Here is a 15,729-nt window from a genome sequence, read left to right as displayed (position 1 = left end):
TCCGTCGGGAGCCCCATGGACAAGGGAAGAAGAGGTAGCGGGCGGTGATCCGTGTTGCGGTGGTGGACGATGAACAGCTCGTCCGGTCCGGGCTGCGCATGATCCTGGGCACGGCCCCGGACATCGACGTGGTCGCCGACTGCGGGGGCGGCGAGGCCGTGGCCACCGTGCTGCGGCACGCCCCCGACGTCGTGCTCCTGGACATCCGGATGCCGGACGTCGACGGCCTGACCGTGCTGCGTACCCTGCGCGCCCACCCGCGGCCGCCCGCCGTCGCCATGCTCACCACCTTCGACGCCGACGAGTACCTGGCCGCCGCCCTGCGCGCCGGGGCCGCGGGGTTCCTCCTCAAGGACACCGACCCCGACCAGCTGGTGCGCTCCGTGCGCACCCTCGCCGGCGGCGGCTCCGTCCTCGACCCTGGCGTGACCCGCGCCGTGATCGGCGGCTATCTCGCCGCCGAGGCCGAGTCGACGGCCGCCGCGGCCGTACGGACGCTCACCCCGCGCGAGCGCGAGGTGCTGGCCCACCTGGGCGCGGGCCTGGCCAACCCGCAGATCGCCGAGCGGATGGGGCTGGCGCCCAGCACCGTCAAGGACCATGTGCGCGCCGTCCTGGGCAAGCTGGGCGGCGTCAACCGCGTCCAGGCCGCGATCGTCGCCGACCGGGCGGGCCTGGTGGCCTCGGGCCGGGAAGGCGCCGGCAGATGAGCCTGTGGCGTGCCTCCCTGCCCCCCTGGCTGCCCACTTGGACACCGGTCGCCGGGCCCGCGCTGCTCGCCGCCGGGGACGCCCTGCTGATCAACGGCGCCCACCTCGGCGCCGACCTCGGGTGGTCCCTGCTGGCGGCGGTGGCGCTGTTGTGGCGGCAGCGGCTGCCCGCGACGGTCTTCCTGCTCACCCTGCCGGGCATGTATCTGACCTACATCTGGCTCGCGCCCATGATCGCCCTGTACACGGTGGCCGCCCGGCGCCCGGCCCGCCGGCTGCTCGCCGTCACCGGGCTGCTGATGGCCGCCGCGCAGTTCGTGCCGTACCCCGCCTCGGACCTGATGCTCGCCGACCGGCGCGAGACGGCGGTCAATCTGGTCGACGCCTTCGTCGTGGCGGCCACTCCCATCGCGCTGGGCCTGCTGACCCGCACCCGCCGCGAGCTCGCCGCCCGCCTCGACGAGCTGACCCGCACCCGGGCCCGCGAGGACCGGCTGCTGGCCGACCGCGTCCTGGCCACCGAACGAGCCCGGCTCGCCCGCGAGATGCACGACGTCGTCGCCCACCAGGTCAGCCTCATCAGCCTGCAGGCGGGCGCCGTGCAGATCAGCACCGACGACGTCCAGGCGCGCGACGGGGCCCGTACGATCCGCGAGCTGTCCGTGCGGACCCTGGACGAGCTGCGGCACATGGTCGGCATCCTGCGGGCGGCCGGCGCCGACACCGAGGAACTCACCCCCCAGCCGCGGCTGTCGGACCTGCCCCGGCTGATCGACCTGAGCGCCCTGGACGTCACCTTCGAGGACGGCTCCGACCCCGGGGCCGAGCGCCCGGAGGCCGTCGAGCGGGCCGCGTTCCGCACGGTGCAGGAGGCGCTCACCAACGTCCGCAAGCACGCGCCGGGGTCGAAGGTGGTGGTGCGGGTCGCCGAGGACGAGCGCTCGGGGCTGCTGGTGGAGATCCGCAACGGTCCGGCGGACGCGGCCGTGCCGGCGCCGGAACTGCCCGGCGGGGGCCACGGTCTGGTCGGGCTGCGCGAGCGGGCGCAGAGCCTCGGCGGAACGCTGGAGGCGACGGCCACCGGGGAGGGCGGGTTCGTCGTACGGGCGCGCTTCCCCCGCGAGGAGCGCTAGCGGCGGCCCGGGACCCGGCCGGGCTTTCAGGCCGAGAGCGGGTTCGTGGTCGGCTCCGCGGTCGCGCTGTCCAGGTCCGGGTAGACCTCGAACAGCCGGCGGACCCCCAGCGCCGCCAGCACCCTGTTGACGTGTGAGTCCTCCACGGCGCCCTGGGCGGGGAGGATCAGCCTCAGTCTGCCCTGACAGGAGCGCATCAGCCGGCGGGCGGCGATCAGCACCCCCACCCCGCTGGAGTCGCAGAACCGCACTTCCCCGAGGTCGAGCACCAGACTCCGCCGCCCGTCCGCCACAGCGTCGTGCACATGCTGCCGGACCGATGGGGAGGTCACCAGATCAAGTTCGCCGCAGACCTGGAGCACGGCCCAGTCCCCCTGCTCGCGCTCCAACACCTTCAACGTCACGCGCTCGAGCCCCTTCACTCGGTCTGTCGTTTCCTTTGGAATGGACCCTTCCGCGGTATGGCTGCCTGGCGCTTCCCCCGTGGGACGCCATGTGAAACACCGTATGAATCACCGTGTGAAACACCGCCTGGCATAAGCCGACCGCTGTTGAGCCTATGCCCAGCCCGAACCCCTAATCCCCATAGATCCGGTCACACCCGCATAACACATCGGCACATTCGGGCAGGTACGGTCGGGACCGGTCGCTACCTTTGACGGGGCATCAACCCACAGTCACGGTCCCCATACCATGCGCAGTGCAACCGGAAGTCACCCTTTCCGGGTTTGGGGTCAAACGCTCGTGCGCTGTCGTACCGGGCCGATACATTCGGCACCAGGGCGTACAGCAGTACGGTACGGAGGGGGCAGCGGGATGACGAACGACGCACCACCCCGGTGGGACCGCAAGATGCAGCAGCGGCTCGCGCACGGCGAGGCCGCCGCCCTCGGCGAGCTCTACGACCGCTTCGCCTCCCTCGTCCACGGCCTCGCCCACCGGGTCCTCGGCGACGAGCGGGGCGCCGACCGCGTCACGCGCGACGTCTTCGGCTACGTCTGGGAGCACCCCGAGGCCTACGACCCCAAGGACGGCTCCCTGCGCTCGTGGATCGCCTCCCTCGCGCACCGCCACGCCGTCAGCCGGCTGCGGCGCACGGAGGACGACGGGGAGCGGCCCGCGGCCGAGATCGACGCGAAGGTGCGCGCGGCGAGCGCCGCCGCCCGCGCGGACTACATCGTCACCTCCATGCCCGCACCCCTGCGCGCCGCCCTGGACCTCGCCTACTTCCGGCGGCTCGACTACCGCCAGGCGGCCGCCCGGCTGGGGGTCACCGAGGACGAGGCCCGGCGACGGCTGCGCCTGGGCTTACAGCTGCTGTCCACGGCCCATGAGGGGCCCCGGGCCGTCTCGCCTCCCGGCGGCGGGGCGGCGCTGCGATGAGCACGGAACCCAGGCCCGGCACGGACCGCGCCGCAGGCCCGCCGACGCACGTACCGCAGCAGCGGGCGGGCGCCGGGGAGCCCGCACGGCCGCCCGTCCCCGGTGCCGCGGCCCCGCCCCGTACGTGGTCCCACCCCGTGCTCAAGTCGCTGCTCGGCGCGTGGGCGCTGGCCGCCTGCTCGGCCGAGGAGACCGCCGCCGTCGAGGAGCACCTGACCGACTGCGCCGGCTGCGCGGACGAGGCCGTCCGGCTGCGCGACGCGGTCGCGCTGCTGCACCCCGAGGACAGCCTCGACCTCGACCCCACGCTGCGCTCGCGCGTCCTGGCCGGGGCGCTGACCCGCCGGCCCGCCCGCATCCCCGTCCCCGACTGGGCCGCGCCCTACGAGGCGGAGGCCGCCCGGCTGGACGCGCTGCTGCGCGACATCGGGGAGGCGGACTGGCGCGCCCCGGTACGGCTCACCTGGTTCGACGGGCGGCGCGCCGCCGGGCGCGACGCGACCGTGGCCGGCGTCATCGGCCACCTCACGGCCGTGGACGGCCTGGTGGCGGGCGCCCTCGGCCTCCCCGACCCGGTCGGCCCCGGCTCGCCGGACGAGCGCACGGAGGCGTGCTGGGCGTCCGGAGTCGCCGACCGGGCCCCCGGGCAGGTGCGGGCCGCCTGGCGCGACCAGGGGCGCTCGCTGATAAGGACCGTCTCGTTCGCCGACGGCGACGTGGCCGACCTGACCGTGCCGTACGGGCCGTTCAGCCTGCCGCTGCGCGACGCCTTCCTGGACCGGGCCTTCGAGTGCTGGGTGCACGCGGAGGACATCGCCGACGCGGTCGACTATCCGTACGAGCCGCCGTCCTCGCCGCACCTGAACCGCATGATCGACCTGGCCGCCCGGATGCTGCCGGCCTCCATCGCCGGGCGCCGCCGCGCGGGCCTGGCACCGCCGGCCCGCACCCTGGTCGCGGCGGGCACGCCCGGCCGCGCGCTGCACCTGGAGATCGAGGGCAGGGGCGGCGGCCACTGGTACATCGCCCTGGACTCCCCCGGCGCGCTCGGCACCCCGGAGGGCGAGGTGGCGCATGTGGCGCTGGATGGCGTGGAGTTCTGCCGGCTGGCCGCGGGTCACGTCTCCCCGGAGGAGGCGGCCGCCGGGTCGCTCGGCGACGCGGAGGCCGTGCGGGACGTGCTGTACGCGACGGCGTCGCTGTCACGGCTGTGAGGCGCCCCTGAGCCGCCCCGCGCCCGGGCAGGGCGAAGGCCCGGCCCCCTGAGGCGGCGGGCGGCCGCCGGGGCCGGGCTCGCGGGCGGGAGCGGGCCGCTAGGCGAAGACGACCGTGCGGGAGCCGTTGAGCAGCACGCGGTGCTCGCTGTGCCACTTCACCGCCCGCGCCAGCGCCTGGCACTCCACGTCGCGGCCCACGGCCACGAGCTGCTCGGGCGTGACGTCGTGACCGACGCGCTCGACCTCCTGCTCGATGATCGGGCCCTCGTCGAGGTCGGCCGTCACATAGTGCGCGGTGGCACCGATCAGCTTCACACCGCGCGCGTGCGCCTGGTGGTAGGGCTTCGCGCCCTTGAAGCTCGGCAGGAAGGAGTGGTGGATGTTGATGATCCGCCCGGAGAGCGCCTTGCACAGGTCGTCGGAGAGGACCTGCATGTAGCGGGCGAGCACGACCAGCTCGACGTTCTCGGCCTGGACGAGCTCCAGCAGCCGCGCCTCGGCCTCCGGCTTGTTCTCCTTCGTCACCGGGATGTGGTGGAAGGGCACGCCGTAGGAGCCGACCAGCTCGGCGAAGTCCGTGTGGTTGGAGACGACCGCCGCGATCTCCACCGGGAGGGCGCCGATGCGGGAGCGGAAGAGCAGGTCGTTGAGGCAGTGCCCGAACTTGGACACCATCAGGACGATGCGCATCTTCTCGTCGGACCGGTGGATCTGCCAGTCCATGTGGAAGGAGTCGCCGATCGCCGCGAAGCTGGCCCGCAGCTTGTCCACCGTCACCGGCGCCTCGGCGCTGAAGTGCACGCGCATGAAGAACAGACCCGTGTCGCGGTCACCGAACTGCTGGCTGTCCTCGATGTTGCAGCCGGTCATGAAGAGATAGCTGGACACCGCGTGCACGATGCCCTGCTTGTCCGGGCAGGAGAGGGTGAGGACGTACTGCTGAGCCTGTTCGGTGGTCATAGCCCAATAGCGTCGCATATCCGCGGCCCCCTCCGGACCGGCCCTGCTCCGCGCCCGCCTCAGACCCTGGTGGCCAGCTCCAGCACGGCCAGGGAGCGCGGCGGCGCGTCCGGGTCGTCCCCGTCGCCCGCCGCCATGTGCACATGCGCCTCGCGCGCGGCCCGGACCGCCTCCGGCCAGCCGTGGTGCTCGAGGTAGGCCGAGACCGGGGCGTCCGCACCGACCTGGTGCATGATCCGCAGCACGCGCAGGACCGCGACGTCGACGAGCGCGGCCTCACCGGAGTCCCGGAAGACCGTGCCGACGTACTTCTCGGCCGACCAGTTGTCCAGCCAGGTGTCCTCGACCAGGCGGTAGACGGCGTCGGTCACGTCTCCGTACCCCTCGCGCCCCGTCAGCCAGCACTCCTGCTGGAAGACCGGGTCCGAGAGCATGTGCAGCGCGGAGCGTACGTTCGTACGCCAGCGCCACCACGGCATGTCATTGAGCGGCATGCCGTCCATGGTGGTCGAGCGGCGGCCGCGACGGGAAGACTTCTCTGAACCCTGCACAGGGATCGATCGTACGTTCCCCTCCCGCCGCCCCGTCGCCCGGCCCGGGACGGGCCGCTGTTCACCCCCGCGTCACCGGCCGTTGCGCCATGATCACTCGGCTGTTCCCTGCCGGGCGGCAGGCTGCGGGCCATGACCGGACGGCGCCGCCTGACCTCCCGCCCGCCCCTGCCCACCGCCCTGGCCGCGGTGTGCGCGACAGCGATCGCAGCGGCGGCCTTCGCCGGCTGTGACGGGTTACCGGGGGCCCGGGGGGACTCCCGGGGACCCATCACGGTGATGACCTGGGCCCCCGAGGGCACCCGGGCCACCAACATGGCCGGCATGCCGGCCATGGCCACCGCCTTCGCCCGCTGGGTCAACGCGGGCGGCGGCATCCACGGCCGCGAGCTGAAGGTCCTCACCTGCAACGAGCGCAACGACACGGTGGCGGCCGCGGGCTGCGCCCAGCGCGCGGTGCGGGAGGGGGCCGTCGCGGTCGTCGGCTCCTACAGCCAGCACAGCCGCTCGATGCTGTCGCCGCTCGAGGCGTCGGGAACGCCGTTCATCGGCGGCTACGGCATCACCAACGAGGAGTTCAGCAGCCCCCTGTCGTACCCCGTCAACGGCGGCCAGGCCACCCTCCTCGCCGGGAACGGGCGCCAGCTGGCCGGCGTGTGCAAGCGGGTGGCGCTCGTGCGGCCGGACACCATCGCCGGCGATCAGCTGCCCGCGCTGCTCGACGCGGGCCTCGCCGCGGGCGGCCGGCCCTCCGCCGCCGACGTCCGGGCGCCCGAGGACGCGACCGACTACACGCGGCACGGCACCGCCGCCCTGGAGAGCGCCGGCAAGGACGACGGCGCCTGTGTGACGGCCGCCCTCGGGGAGCGCACGAGCACCTTCTTCGACTCCTTCCGGCGGCTGCGCGAGGACGCCGCGGGCACCCGGGTGCGGATCGCGGCCGTGCTCGGCAGCGTCCAGCAGTCGCTCGTCGACCGCACGGGCGGCGCGGGCAGCCCGCTGGAGGGCGCGTACGCCACCGGCTGGTACCCGGCGGCGGACGACGCCCGGTGGGAGCCGATGCGCAAGGTCATCGCGCAGCACGCCTTCGGGGACAACCGCGTCGACCCCGCCGACCCCGGCGTCCAGACCACCTGGCTCGCCTACACCGTGCTGCGGTCGGTGCTGCTGTCCCTCGACGCGGACGACATCACTGCCGCCGCCGTCCGGCAGGCCCTCGACGGCGGGCACCGCGTCGACACCGGCGGCCTGACGCCGCCCCTGCGGTGGCAGCACCAGGACCTGCTGGCCGTCCGCGACTACCCCCGCGTCGTCAACGCCAATGTGACGTACCAGGTCGTACGGGACGGCCGGCTCGTCGCCGTGAAGGGCGGCTTCGTCAACGTGGCCAGGACCCTGGAGGAGCAGAGCAAGGGCTAGGGCGCCGCCCTACAGCTGCGTCCACTCGTGCTGCGTCAGCCCGTACTTCTTCGCGATCGGGTTCCACAGCCCGGCCGCCTTCTTCTTGGCGGCCGTCGCCTCGTTGCTGGCGCGGTCGCCGGCGACGCTGTCGGACGACGGGCGGGCGTGCCCCTTCACGCAGCCCTTCTTGGAGTCCACCTGGCGCGCCCACGCCGCGTAGTGGCTGTCCGCCGACGCCGACGACTGCCAGGCCTTCGTCAGCTGCGCCGTCAGCTCGGAGCTGTTGGGCAGCTTGTCCGTCGGCGTCTGCCCGAGGCGGGTCACCAGGGAATTGCGCTGACCCGCGGCGGCGGTGAGGTCGGAGGCGGACTTGCCGAGGTCCTTGCACTGGCGGGTGGAGTCCACCGCCTTGATGACGGAGTCCCGGCTGTTGTTGCTGTCCTTCAGCAGCGCGTCCAGCGCCTTGGCCTGCGCCTCCGCCGGGTCGGCCGACTTCGGCGGGGCCGAGGGGGCCGCGCTGGGGGTGGCCTCGCCCTTGGGCTCGGCGGAGGGGGCCGGGCTCGCGACGGCGGCCTTCTGCGGGTCGCTCTTCTCGCCTCCCCCGCCGCTGAGCAGCGCACCGGCGCCGAGCCCGGCGACGGCACAGCCCGCGACGACGGCCGCGATCAGCACGGCGGGCGACTTCTTGCGCCCGCGCGGGCCCTGCGCCCCGCCGCCCGCGACCGGAGGCTGTCCCGTGCCCCCGTTGAAGCCGTGCGCCCCGGAGGAGGCGGGCGGGGGCACCGGGCCGGCCTGCGGCGGCTTGGCACGCCGCCGGGCCCCGGTGGGCGGACCGACGGGGTCGGCCGCGGGTACGGGCGGCAGGTGCTGCGTGGGCGCGGCGGCCCGGAAGAGCGTGTCGAACTCGGCGGGCGGCGGCCGGTCCCCGGCGGGCGCCATCACCGAGAAGGGCGTCGCGGGCCCGGCGGCCTGCCCACCGGCGGCGGGCGGCGGGAACGCGGCGGCCCCGGCGTCGGCCGGACGGGCGGGCGCGGCAGGCTCGGCGGGCGCGGTCGACGGAAGGTACGAGGGCGGAGCGCCCGCGCCCCCGGCGACCGGGGGCATCAGCGCGGTCGCGTCGGCGTCGGGCGTACGGGCCAGGCCGCCGGGAGCGGCACCGGGGCCGGCGAGGGGCGGCAGGAACGCCGTCGCCTCGGCGTCGGCCGAGCGGGCGGGCGCGGCGGGCGGAAGGTAGGCGGGCGGGGCGCCGGCCCCACCGGTGACCGGCGGGATCAGCGCGGTCGCGTCGGCGTCGGGCGTACGGGCCGGAGCACCGGAAACAGCAGGACCGGCGAGGGGCGGCAGGAACGCCGTCGCCTCGGCGTCACCCGGGCGGGGCGGGCCGCTCTGCGAGGGCAGCAACTGCGTGGCCTCTGCAGCGGATTCGGGGCCGCCGCGCCCGTACGGGCCGGGCTGGTCGCTTACCTCACTTATCTCGCGTATCTCATGTATCTCGCGTATCTCCCGCATTCCGGTCGCGTCCCTGCCGGGCGGGGGGCCGTCCCCGCTCACCGGCGGCAAGTACTGCGTGGACGCGTCGAATCCGGACGGCGCGGCGTACGGCGGGGGCGGCAGCGGGGCGCCCGGCATGGGGGCGGCGGGCAGCGGCGGGAGGTACTGGGTGGCGTCGGAGTCGCCCGGCGGGTTCTCCGGCGGCAGGGGCGCGCGATGGGCGCCCGGCCCCCAGGACCCGCTCGCGTCGGAAGCGGGCCGTACGGGCGGCGCGGGCGGCGCCGCAGGAGGCTGCGGCTCGTTTCCTTGTCCGCTCTGCGTCACCGGGGACTCCTCAGGCTGTAACGGGACTTACGTAACCGGCGGCTCACGCTACCGGGTCGCCCCGGCGGTCGGCCATGCGCGGCTGCTTCGCCCCGTCCGTACCCTTCGTCCCCCGCCCGCCCGGCGCCGGACCGGCGGCACGCCGCCGCCGGTCCGGGCCCCGGAACCGCTCCGTCACGCCGCCTGCAGCTCCAGGCGGGCGCCGAATTCCCGCACCACCGGCTCCTCCCGGTACGGCTCCAGGCGCTGCCGGAAGTCGTCCAGGTACTCCGCACCCCGGTTCGAGCGCAGGGTGCCCAGGAGTTCCAGGGCCCGGGTGCCCGTGACGCAGGCCTCCTCCACCTCGCGCTGCTGGACGTGGGCCGTGGCCAGCAGCAGCAGGTCGATGGCGCGGCGGCGCACCCGGCCCGTCGGATGCGTGGTCAGCGCGTCCTCCGCGTGCCGGCGTGCGGGCTCGGCCTGGCCGAGGTCGCGGTGACAGTGCGCCAGTTCGTCCGAGAGGTACGCCCGGTCGAAGTGGCGGATCCACGGCGGGTCGTCACCGGAGTCCGGCCCGTTCTCGGCGGCCTCGAGCCGGGAGATCGCCCGGGACGCGACCGTCTGGCAGGACCGCGCGTCGCCCAGCAGCGCGTGACCGCGCGCCTCGGCGGCGTAGAACATCGCCTCCGCCCGGGGCGTCACATGCCCCCGCGCCCCCTCCTGCGCGGCCTTGGCGAGCTGGGCGATCTCCCTGGGGTTGCCCAGGGAGGCGGCGAGGTGGCTCATGCTGGCGGCCAGGACGTAGCCGCCGTAACCACGGTCCCCGGCGGCCTGCGCCAGCCGCAGGGCCTGGATGTAGTAGCGCTGGGCGAGGCCGGGCTGCCCGGTGTCGACGGCCATGTAGCCCGCCAGCTCGGTCAGCCGGGCGACCGCCGCGAACAGCTCGCGCCCGACCGCCTCCCTGTACGAGCCGGCCAGCAGCCCGGAGACGACGCTGTTGAGGTAGTGGACGACGACCGGCCGCACATGGCCGCTGCCGTACCGGTGGTCGAGCTCGACCAGCGCCTCGGTCGTGGCGCGCACGGCCTCGACGTCGGACGGCCCCACACGCGCGCCCGCGCTCCGCGCGACCTGGGCGTCGGCGGCGGTGATCAGCCAGTCGCGGCTGGGCTCGACGAGCGCCGAGGACGCCACCGACGTACCGCTGAGGAAGTCCCGGCGGCCGACGTCGCTGCGCCACAGCTCGCAGACCTGCTCGATGGCGCCGAGGACCGTCGGGGAGAACTGGAGACCGACGCCCGAGGCGAGGTTCTTGCCGTTGGCCATGCCGATCTCGTCGATCGTGACCGAACGGCCCAGCTTGCGGCCGAGGGCCTCGGCGATGACGGCCGGGGCCCGGCCCCGGGGCTGCTGGCCGCGCAGCCAGCGGGCCACGGACGTCTTGTCGTACCGCAGGTCGAGACCGTGCTCGGCGCCGCACATGTTGACCCTGCGCGCCAGCCCGGCGTTGGAACAGCCTGCTTCCTGAATCAGCGCTTGCAGCCGTTCGTTCGGCTGCCGCGCCACGAGTGGCCGTGCGGCCATGCTTTACCCCCTGAGACTGCTATGCGTTCGCGATGAGCTGCGCGCACCGCGGATGTGCCGATACAGCTGTGAACGCCTTCTCCCGTGATCTTTGCCCCCTGGATATCCGGAGAATGCAGGACTTGCCGGTATTGGCATCAATCGCGGCAATGACCTGGGTCGGCCTGCCGCGCCCAGGTGGCTACCCCTTCGCGGCGGCGAACCCTCGCCTGCGCCCCCGTACATGCATCCGTGCGCCCCGCGTGCTGTGACCGGCAGTTGCCACAAGCCTGCGCCAGAGCCGTAACCCCTGGTGACAAGGGGAGTTGAGTTGAACGTGGAAGAGACCATCGGAGTAGGAGCCCCGCATATCCCCCAACAACGCGGCGAGCGCGTGCTCGACGCCGCGGCGAGGTACGCGGAGGATCGGCATTGGGACGTATTCGCCGGCACCTGGCTTGAGGCCGTGGACGGGCGGGAGCGCTGCTCGTGCGGCGATCTCGACTGCCCCGCGCCGGGCGCCCACCCGGCCCGGCCCGACTGGGCCACCCAGGCCACGGGGAGCGCGTCCACGGCGCGGCGCATGTGGACCAAGCAGCCGCGCGCCTCGATCCTGCTGCCGACCGGTCGCACCTTCGACGCCCTCGACGTCTCCGAGTCCGCCGGCTTCCTGGCGCTGGCCCGCATGGAGCGCATGGAGATCCAGCTGGGGCCGATCACGTGCACGCCGTTCCGCCGGATGCAGTTCTTCGTCCTGCCGGGCGGTGCGCTGAAGGTCGCCGACCACGCCCGCAAGCTGGGCTGGTCGCCCTCCACCCTCGACCTCGTCGCCCGCGGGGAGGGCGACTACGTCATCGCGCCCCCCACCCGCATCGGCAACCGCGGCCCCGTCCAGTGGGCCCGCCAGCCCACGGCCGCCAACCGCTGGCTGCCGGACGCGGAGGAGCTGGTCAGCGCCCTGGCCTACGCCTGCGGGCGAGAAGCGGCGCTGTCCCGCGGCCGCTGAGAGCTCCTGACAAACCTCACTGTCCGCCCCCTCGCATCCCCCCTACGGTGGTGTCGAGGGGGCGGAGTCGTTCGCGCAGTCGTTCCTCCGCATCCCCCTCGAGCACCACGTCACGGGGAAGAGGAAGAGCGCAGTGACACAGCACACCATGCCCGCGGTCCGCATCGAGGGGCTGTGGAAGCGGTTCGGTGAGCAGGCGGCGGTCGCCGGCATCGATCTGGAAATCCCGGCCGGACAGTTCATAGGCCTCGTCGGGCCGAACGGCGCCGGCAAGACCACCACCCTGTCCATGGTCACCGGACTCCTCCGACCCGACGCCGGCCGCGTCGAGATCGGCGGACACGACGTCTGGCAGGACCCGGCCGCCGTCAAGACGCGCATCGGAGTGCTGCCCGAGGGCCTGCGGATGTTCGAGCGCCTGTCCGGGCGCGAACTCCTCGCCTACACCGGGCGACTGCGCGGCCTGCCCGGTGACGAGGTCGACAAGCGCGCCACCCAGCTCCTGGACGTCCTCGACCTCGCCGGTTCGCAGAACAAGCTGGTCATCGACTACTCCACCGGCATGCGCAAGAAGATCGGCCTGGCCGCCGCGCTGCTCCACAACCCCGAAGTCCTCTTCCTCGACGAGCCGTTCGAGGGCGTCGACCCGGTCTCCGCCCAGACGATCCGCAAGGTCCTGGGGCACTACACCTCCTCGGGCGCCACGGTCGTCTTCTCCAGCCACGTCATGGAGCTGGTGGAGTCGCTGTGCTCCTGGGTCGCGGTGCTCGCCGGCGGCCGCATCCGGGCCCACGGCCCGCTCGCGGACGTACGGGGCGCGGCGCCCACGCTGCAGGACGCCTTCCTCGAACTGGTCGGCGGCCGCACGGCGACGGCCGGCGAGAGGCTGGACTGGCTGGGCGGTGGGGCCCGATGAGCGCCACGACCTCCTCCCTCCCCGTCACCTTCGCCCGGCTGAAGCTGTCCCTCCTGCGCAACGGCCTGCGCCAGTCCTCCGGCCGCAAGGCCGTCTACATCACCTCGCTCGTCCTCACCGCGCTCTTCGCGGCGCTCCAGCTCCTCGGTCTGATCGCGCTGCGCGGCAATGAGCACGCCGCCGCGCTGACGGTGCCGCTGGCGGCGCTGATGGCCTTCGGCTGGGCGGTCGTGCCGCTGTTCTTCCCTGGCGGGGACGAGACTTTGGACCCGACGAAGCTGGCGATGCTGCCGCTGCGGCCCAGGTCGCTGGTGGTGGCCCTGCTGACGGCGTCGCTGATCGGCATAGGCCCGGCCTTCACCCTGATCATCTTCATCGGTTCGGTGATCGCGACGGCCCATGGCCTCGCGGCGGCGGTCGTCGGGGTGTTCGCCTCGGTCCTGGCGCTGCTGCTCTGCCTGGCGCTGGTGCGGGCCGTCGCAACCGCGAACGTCCGGCTGCTGACCAGCCGCAAGGGCCGCGAGATGGCCCTGCTGAGCGGTCTGCTCATCGCCGTCGGACTGCAGTTCGTCAACCTCGGCATGAGCAAGCTGAGCGCCGTCGGCGGCCTCGCCCGGCTGGAGCCGGCGGCGGACGTCCTGCGCTGGGTGCCGCCGGGTTCGGCGCTGGACGCCGTCCGGGCGGTCGGCGAGGGCTCCTACGGCCTGGCGGCGGGCGAACTGGCCCTGAGCGTCGTCGCGCTCGCGGCCGTGCTGTGGTGGTGGCAGCGGGGCCTGACGAAGGTGATGGTCACGGCGGACGCCTCCACCATGACGGCCGCCGAGCCGAAGCGGGCCGACGGCCGCGAGGCGGCGCAGGGCTCCGGCCTGGCCCGGCTGCTGCCCGCCGGCCGGACGGGCGCGGTCATGCTCCGCTCCCTGCGCTACATAGGCCGCGATCCGAAGACCCGGATGGCGTGGGCGTCCGCGCTCCTGATCGGCATCGTGCTGCCCGTCGTCAACGCCGCGCAGCACAACGGCAGCATCTACTACGCCTTCTTCGCGGCCACGATGCTCGGCATGCAGATGTACAACCAGTTCGGGCAGGACGGTTCGGCGTTCTGGATGGTGCTGCAGACGATCTCCTCGCCGCGTGACGCCTATGCCGAGATGCGCGCCCGCGCGCTGGCCCTGTCGGTGATCGCCGTTCCCTATGTGACGCTGGTGGTGCTCGGTTCGGCCGCGCTCTCGCACAACTGGCGGGACATGCCCATGGTGTGGGGGCTGTGTCTGGCCCTGGTGGGTGCGCTGTTCGCGACGAGCGGTGTGGTCTCCGTGAAGTACCCGTACTCCATCCCCCAGGAGGGGGCGTTCAAGAGCGTCGCGCCCGGTCAGGCCGGCATCGCCTGGCTGAGCCTGGTGCTCGGGGGGCTGGCGAGCGCGGCCCTGTGCGCGCCCCTGGTGGGGTTGGCGATATGGCTGCACTCGGCGGGCTCGCCGGGGCTGCTGTGGGTGCTGGTGCCGGCCGGTGCCGCCTATGGGCTGCTGATCGCCTGGGCGGGGCTGCGCTTCGCGGCTCCGCGGGCGGCTGGCCGGCTGCCGGAGATCCTGACGGCGGTGAGCAAGGGCTAGGGCCCCGAGACCCTTTCCACATATCCGTCGGGCCGTACGAGCACGGTGGTGGTGCCGGCGTCGGCGCGGGTGACCGTGGTGACCCCGGCTTCGTGCTTCGCCTCGGCGCCGCGTGGCAGGACGCGTACATAGGTGCCGGCGCGCAGGGCCTCGTACAACCGGATCGGGCCGTCGTCGGTCTCGGCCAGCGGCAGGTCGGGGGCGCGGTGGCCGACGAGGGGGTGGGCGCCGGGCGGGGCGGGGTAGTGGATGCCGATGCCCGAGATGAACAGGGCGCCCCGGCGCAGGGCGAAGGGGGCGAGGAAGGCGGCTCCGGCGGCCGCGTTGCGCAGGCTCCGGGTGACGGGCGAGGTGGCCAGGACGGCGCGCACGATGGTCCCGCTGACCCGCAGCACTGCCGTGCCGACGGGGTGGCGCTCGTCGTGGTAGCTGTCGAGGAGCCGGTCGTCGCCCCGCCCCTGCAGGACGGCGGCGAGCTTCCAGCCGAGGTTCGCGGCGTCCTGGATGCCGGCGTTCATGCCGAGGCCGCCGGCGGGCGAGTGGACGTGCGCGGCGTCGCCGGCGAGGAAGACGCGGCCGTCGCGGTAGCGGGGCACCTGGCGTTCGTCACTGTGGAAGCGCGAGGTCCAGCGGGGTTCGCGCATCCCGAAGTCCGTACCGAAGGCGGCGCGGGTGACGGCCCGTAGGGAGTCGAAGTCGACGGGGGCGCCCGTGGGCAGGTCGCTGCCCCGCTCCCAGGCGATGACGCGGTACCAGCCGTCGCCGAAGTCGGCGATGAAGGCGAAGCCCTCGGCGACGCCGTTGAAGGCCGGCAGCTGGCCGGGCCTGCTGTCGAGGCGGACGTCGGCGAGCATGACCGACCGCAGGACGGACCGTCCGGGGAACGGCATGCCGATCGCCTCGCGGACGGCGCTGTGCACCCCGTCCGTACCGACGACGTAGCGGGCCCGCACGGTGGTGGGGGCCGCGGGGGCGCCGGCCTCCCCGGCGGGCTGTACGTGCACGTCGACGCCGGCGGCGTCCTGGCTCAGCCCGGTGACCCGGGCGCCGCGCCGGATCTCGGCGCCGTGCTTGAGTGCGCGCTCCTCCAGCAGGCGCTCGGTGTGGTACTGCGGGGTCATCAGCACGCCCGGGAAGCGGGTGTCGAGGTCGCTCAGGTCGATGGTGGTGCGGCCGAAGAGCCGCAGGCGGCCGATGAAGTTGCCGGTCGCGATCAGCTGCTCGGCGAGCCCCCGGGCGTCGAGGGCCTCCAGGGTGCGGGCGTGGACGGCGAAGGCGCGGGTGAGGTTGGACTCCTCGGTCCGCTTCTCCAGCACGACGACGCGCACGCCGGCCGCGGCGAGGTCACCGGCCAGCAGCAGGCCGGTGGGGCCGGCTCCGACGACCAGGACGTCCGCGGTGAATTCGGGGTGAGGGGACATGACAGCTCCGGGTGGTTGGCTGCGGCGTGGCGGTGCCCTGCCGGCCTTGCGTGGACTGCGCTCT

At 74.0% G+C, this 15,729-nt stretch carries 14 protein-coding genes; 8 read left to right on the top strand and 6 right to left on the bottom strand.

From position 1 onward, the window contains the following. Positions 1-44: 44 nt before the first annotated feature. Both ACIGXW_RS08290 and ACIGXW_RS08285 read left to right on the top strand, forming a co-directional pair. Positions 45-710 (top strand): response regulator, encoded by a 666-nt coding sequence (locus ACIGXW_RS08290; protein WP_399571229.1) that lies wholly within the window; start codon positions 45-47, stop codon positions 708-710. Continuing rightward, positions 707-1,843 (top strand): sensor histidine kinase, encoded by a 1,137-nt coding sequence (locus tag ACIGXW_RS08285; RefSeq protein WP_399571227.1) that lies wholly within the window; start codon positions 707-709, stop codon positions 1,841-1,843. The genes ACIGXW_RS08290 and ACIGXW_RS08285 overlap by 4 nt, the downstream gene beginning before the upstream one ends. Before the next feature lie 26 nt (positions 1,844-1,869). Here the strand turns inward: ACIGXW_RS08285 and ACIGXW_RS08280 are convergent, their stop codons facing one another. Further along, the gene (locus ACIGXW_RS08280; protein ID WP_177337688.1) at positions 1,870-2,247 is read right to left on the bottom strand and encodes an STAS domain-containing protein; all 378 of its coding nucleotides are present in this window, start codon (positions 2,245-2,247) and stop codon (positions 1,870-1,872) included. Positions 2,248-2,659: 412 nt separating this feature from the next. Here ACIGXW_RS08280 and ACIGXW_RS08275 point away from each other — a divergent pair, with 412 nt between their 5' ends. Both ACIGXW_RS08275 and ACIGXW_RS08270 read left to right on the top strand, forming a co-directional pair. Next, positions 2,660-3,226 carry a sigma-70 family RNA polymerase sigma factor gene (locus ACIGXW_RS08275; RefSeq protein ID WP_071962590.1) on the top strand — a complete coding sequence of 189 codons (567 nt, stop codon included), beginning with the start codon at positions 2,660-2,662 and terminating at the stop codon, positions 3,224-3,226. After that, positions 3,223-4,440 (top strand): maleylpyruvate isomerase family mycothiol-dependent enzyme, encoded by a 1,218-nt coding sequence (locus tag ACIGXW_RS08270; RefSeq protein WP_399571225.1) that lies wholly within the window; start codon positions 3,223-3,225, stop codon positions 4,438-4,440. The genes ACIGXW_RS08275 and ACIGXW_RS08270 overlap by 4 nt, the downstream gene beginning before the upstream one ends. A gap of 99 nt (positions 4,441-4,539) precedes the next feature. Here the strand turns inward: ACIGXW_RS08270 and purU are convergent, their stop codons facing one another. After that, on the bottom strand, positions 4,540-5,403 hold the full coding sequence (gene purU / locus ACIGXW_RS08265; protein WP_399571223.1) for a formyltetrahydrofolate deformylase: 864 nt from the start codon (positions 5,401-5,403) through the stop codon (positions 4,540-4,542). 59 nt (positions 5,404-5,462) lie between these two features. Further along, positions 5,463-5,906, bottom strand: a complete 444-nt coding sequence (locus tag ACIGXW_RS08260) for a hypothetical protein (protein WP_399572471.1) — start codon at positions 5,904-5,906, stop codon at positions 5,463-5,465. A gap of 180 nt (positions 5,907-6,086) precedes the next feature. On the opposite strand from ACIGXW_RS08260, the gene ACIGXW_RS08255 reads away from it, so the two are divergent. Then, positions 6,087-7,373: an ABC transporter substrate-binding protein gene (locus ACIGXW_RS08255; RefSeq protein ID WP_399571221.1), complete on the top strand. Its 1,287-nt coding sequence runs from the start codon at positions 6,087-6,089 to the stop codon at positions 7,371-7,373. Positions 7,374-7,382: 9 nt separating this feature from the next. Here the strand turns inward: ACIGXW_RS08255 and ACIGXW_RS08250 are convergent, their stop codons facing one another. Next, positions 7,383-9,170, bottom strand: a complete 1,788-nt coding sequence (locus ACIGXW_RS08250; protein ID WP_399571218.1) for a hypothetical protein — start codon at positions 9,168-9,170, stop codon at positions 7,383-7,385. A gap of 174 nt (positions 9,171-9,344) precedes the next feature. After that, a complete protein-coding gene (locus ACIGXW_RS08245; RefSeq protein WP_071962585.1) occupies positions 9,345-10,733 on the bottom strand; it encodes a transcriptional regulator in 1,389 nt (462 codons plus the stop codon). Between the two features lie 316 nt (positions 10,734-11,049). Here ACIGXW_RS08245 and ACIGXW_RS08240 point away from each other — a divergent pair, with 316 nt between their 5' ends. From ACIGXW_RS08240 to ACIGXW_RS08230, 3 genes are all read left to right on the top strand, one after another. After that, a complete protein-coding gene (locus tag ACIGXW_RS08240) occupies positions 11,050-11,718 on the top strand; it encodes a bifunctional DNA primase/polymerase (RefSeq protein WP_071962584.1) in 669 nt (222 codons plus the stop codon). A gap of 148 nt (positions 11,719-11,866) precedes the next feature. Then, positions 11,867-12,634 (top strand): ABC transporter ATP-binding protein, encoded by a 768-nt coding sequence (locus ACIGXW_RS08235; protein ID WP_399572469.1) that lies wholly within the window; start codon positions 11,867-11,869, stop codon positions 12,632-12,634. Then, complete coding sequence (locus ACIGXW_RS08230; RefSeq protein WP_399571216.1) at positions 12,631-14,244, top strand: transporter; 1,614 nt, start codon at positions 12,631-12,633, stop codon at positions 14,242-14,244. Before ACIGXW_RS08235 ends, ACIGXW_RS08230 begins: the two co-directional genes overlap by 4 nt. On the opposite strand, the gene ACIGXW_RS08225 is transcribed toward ACIGXW_RS08230, so the two are convergent. Further along, complete coding sequence (locus ACIGXW_RS08225; protein WP_399571214.1) at positions 14,241-15,665, bottom strand: FAD-dependent monooxygenase; 1,425 nt, start codon at positions 15,663-15,665, stop codon at positions 14,241-14,243. The genes ACIGXW_RS08230 and ACIGXW_RS08225 overlap by 4 nt on opposite strands. Positions 15,666-15,729 lie beyond the last annotated feature (64 nt).

The organism is Streptomyces sp. NPDC053079 (genome assembly GCF_044546695.1).
Taxonomy (GTDB): domain Bacteria; phylum Actinomycetota; class Actinomycetes; order Streptomycetales; family Streptomycetaceae; genus Streptomyces.
The sequence above is the reverse complement of the archived record's forward strand: the minus strand, read 5'-3'. Positions and strand labels throughout refer to the sequence as shown.

Excerpts from the sequence above, each read along its gene's own strand:
- ACIGXW_RS08285 (WP_399571227.1), top strand. The coding sequence starts at position 707 with ATGAGCCTGTGGCGTGCCTCCCTGCCCCCCTGGCTGCCCACTTGGACA.
- ACIGXW_RS08275 (WP_071962590.1), top strand. The coding sequence starts at position 2,660 with ATGACGAACGACGCACCACCCCGGTGGGACCGCAAGATGCAGCAGCGG.
- ACIGXW_RS08270 (WP_399571225.1), top strand. The coding sequence starts at position 3,223 with ATGAGCACGGAACCCAGGCCCGGCACGGACCGCGCCGCAGGCCCGCCG.
- purU (WP_399571223.1), bottom strand. The coding sequence starts at position 5,403 with ATGACCACCGAACAGGCTCAGCAGTACGTCCTCACCCTCTCCTGCCCG.
- ACIGXW_RS08260 (WP_399572471.1), bottom strand. The coding sequence starts at position 5,906 with ATGGACGGCATGCCGCTCAATGACATGCCGTGGTGGCGCTGGCGTACG.
- ACIGXW_RS08255 (WP_399571221.1), top strand. The coding sequence starts at position 6,087 with ATGACCGGACGGCGCCGCCTGACCTCCCGCCCGCCCCTGCCCACCGCC.
- ACIGXW_RS08245 (WP_071962585.1), bottom strand. The coding sequence starts at position 10,733 with ATGGCCGCACGGCCACTCGTGGCGCGGCAGCCGAACGAACGGCTGCAA.
- ACIGXW_RS08235 (WP_399572469.1), top strand. The coding sequence starts at position 11,867 with ATGCCCGCGGTCCGCATCGAGGGGCTGTGGAAGCGGTTCGGTGAGCAG.
- ACIGXW_RS08230 (WP_399571216.1), top strand. The coding sequence starts at position 12,631 with ATGAGCGCCACGACCTCCTCCCTCCCCGTCACCTTCGCCCGGCTGAAG.
- ACIGXW_RS08225 (WP_399571214.1), bottom strand. The coding sequence starts at position 15,665 with ATGTCCCCTCACCCCGAATTCACCGCGGACGTCCTGGTCGTCGGAGCC.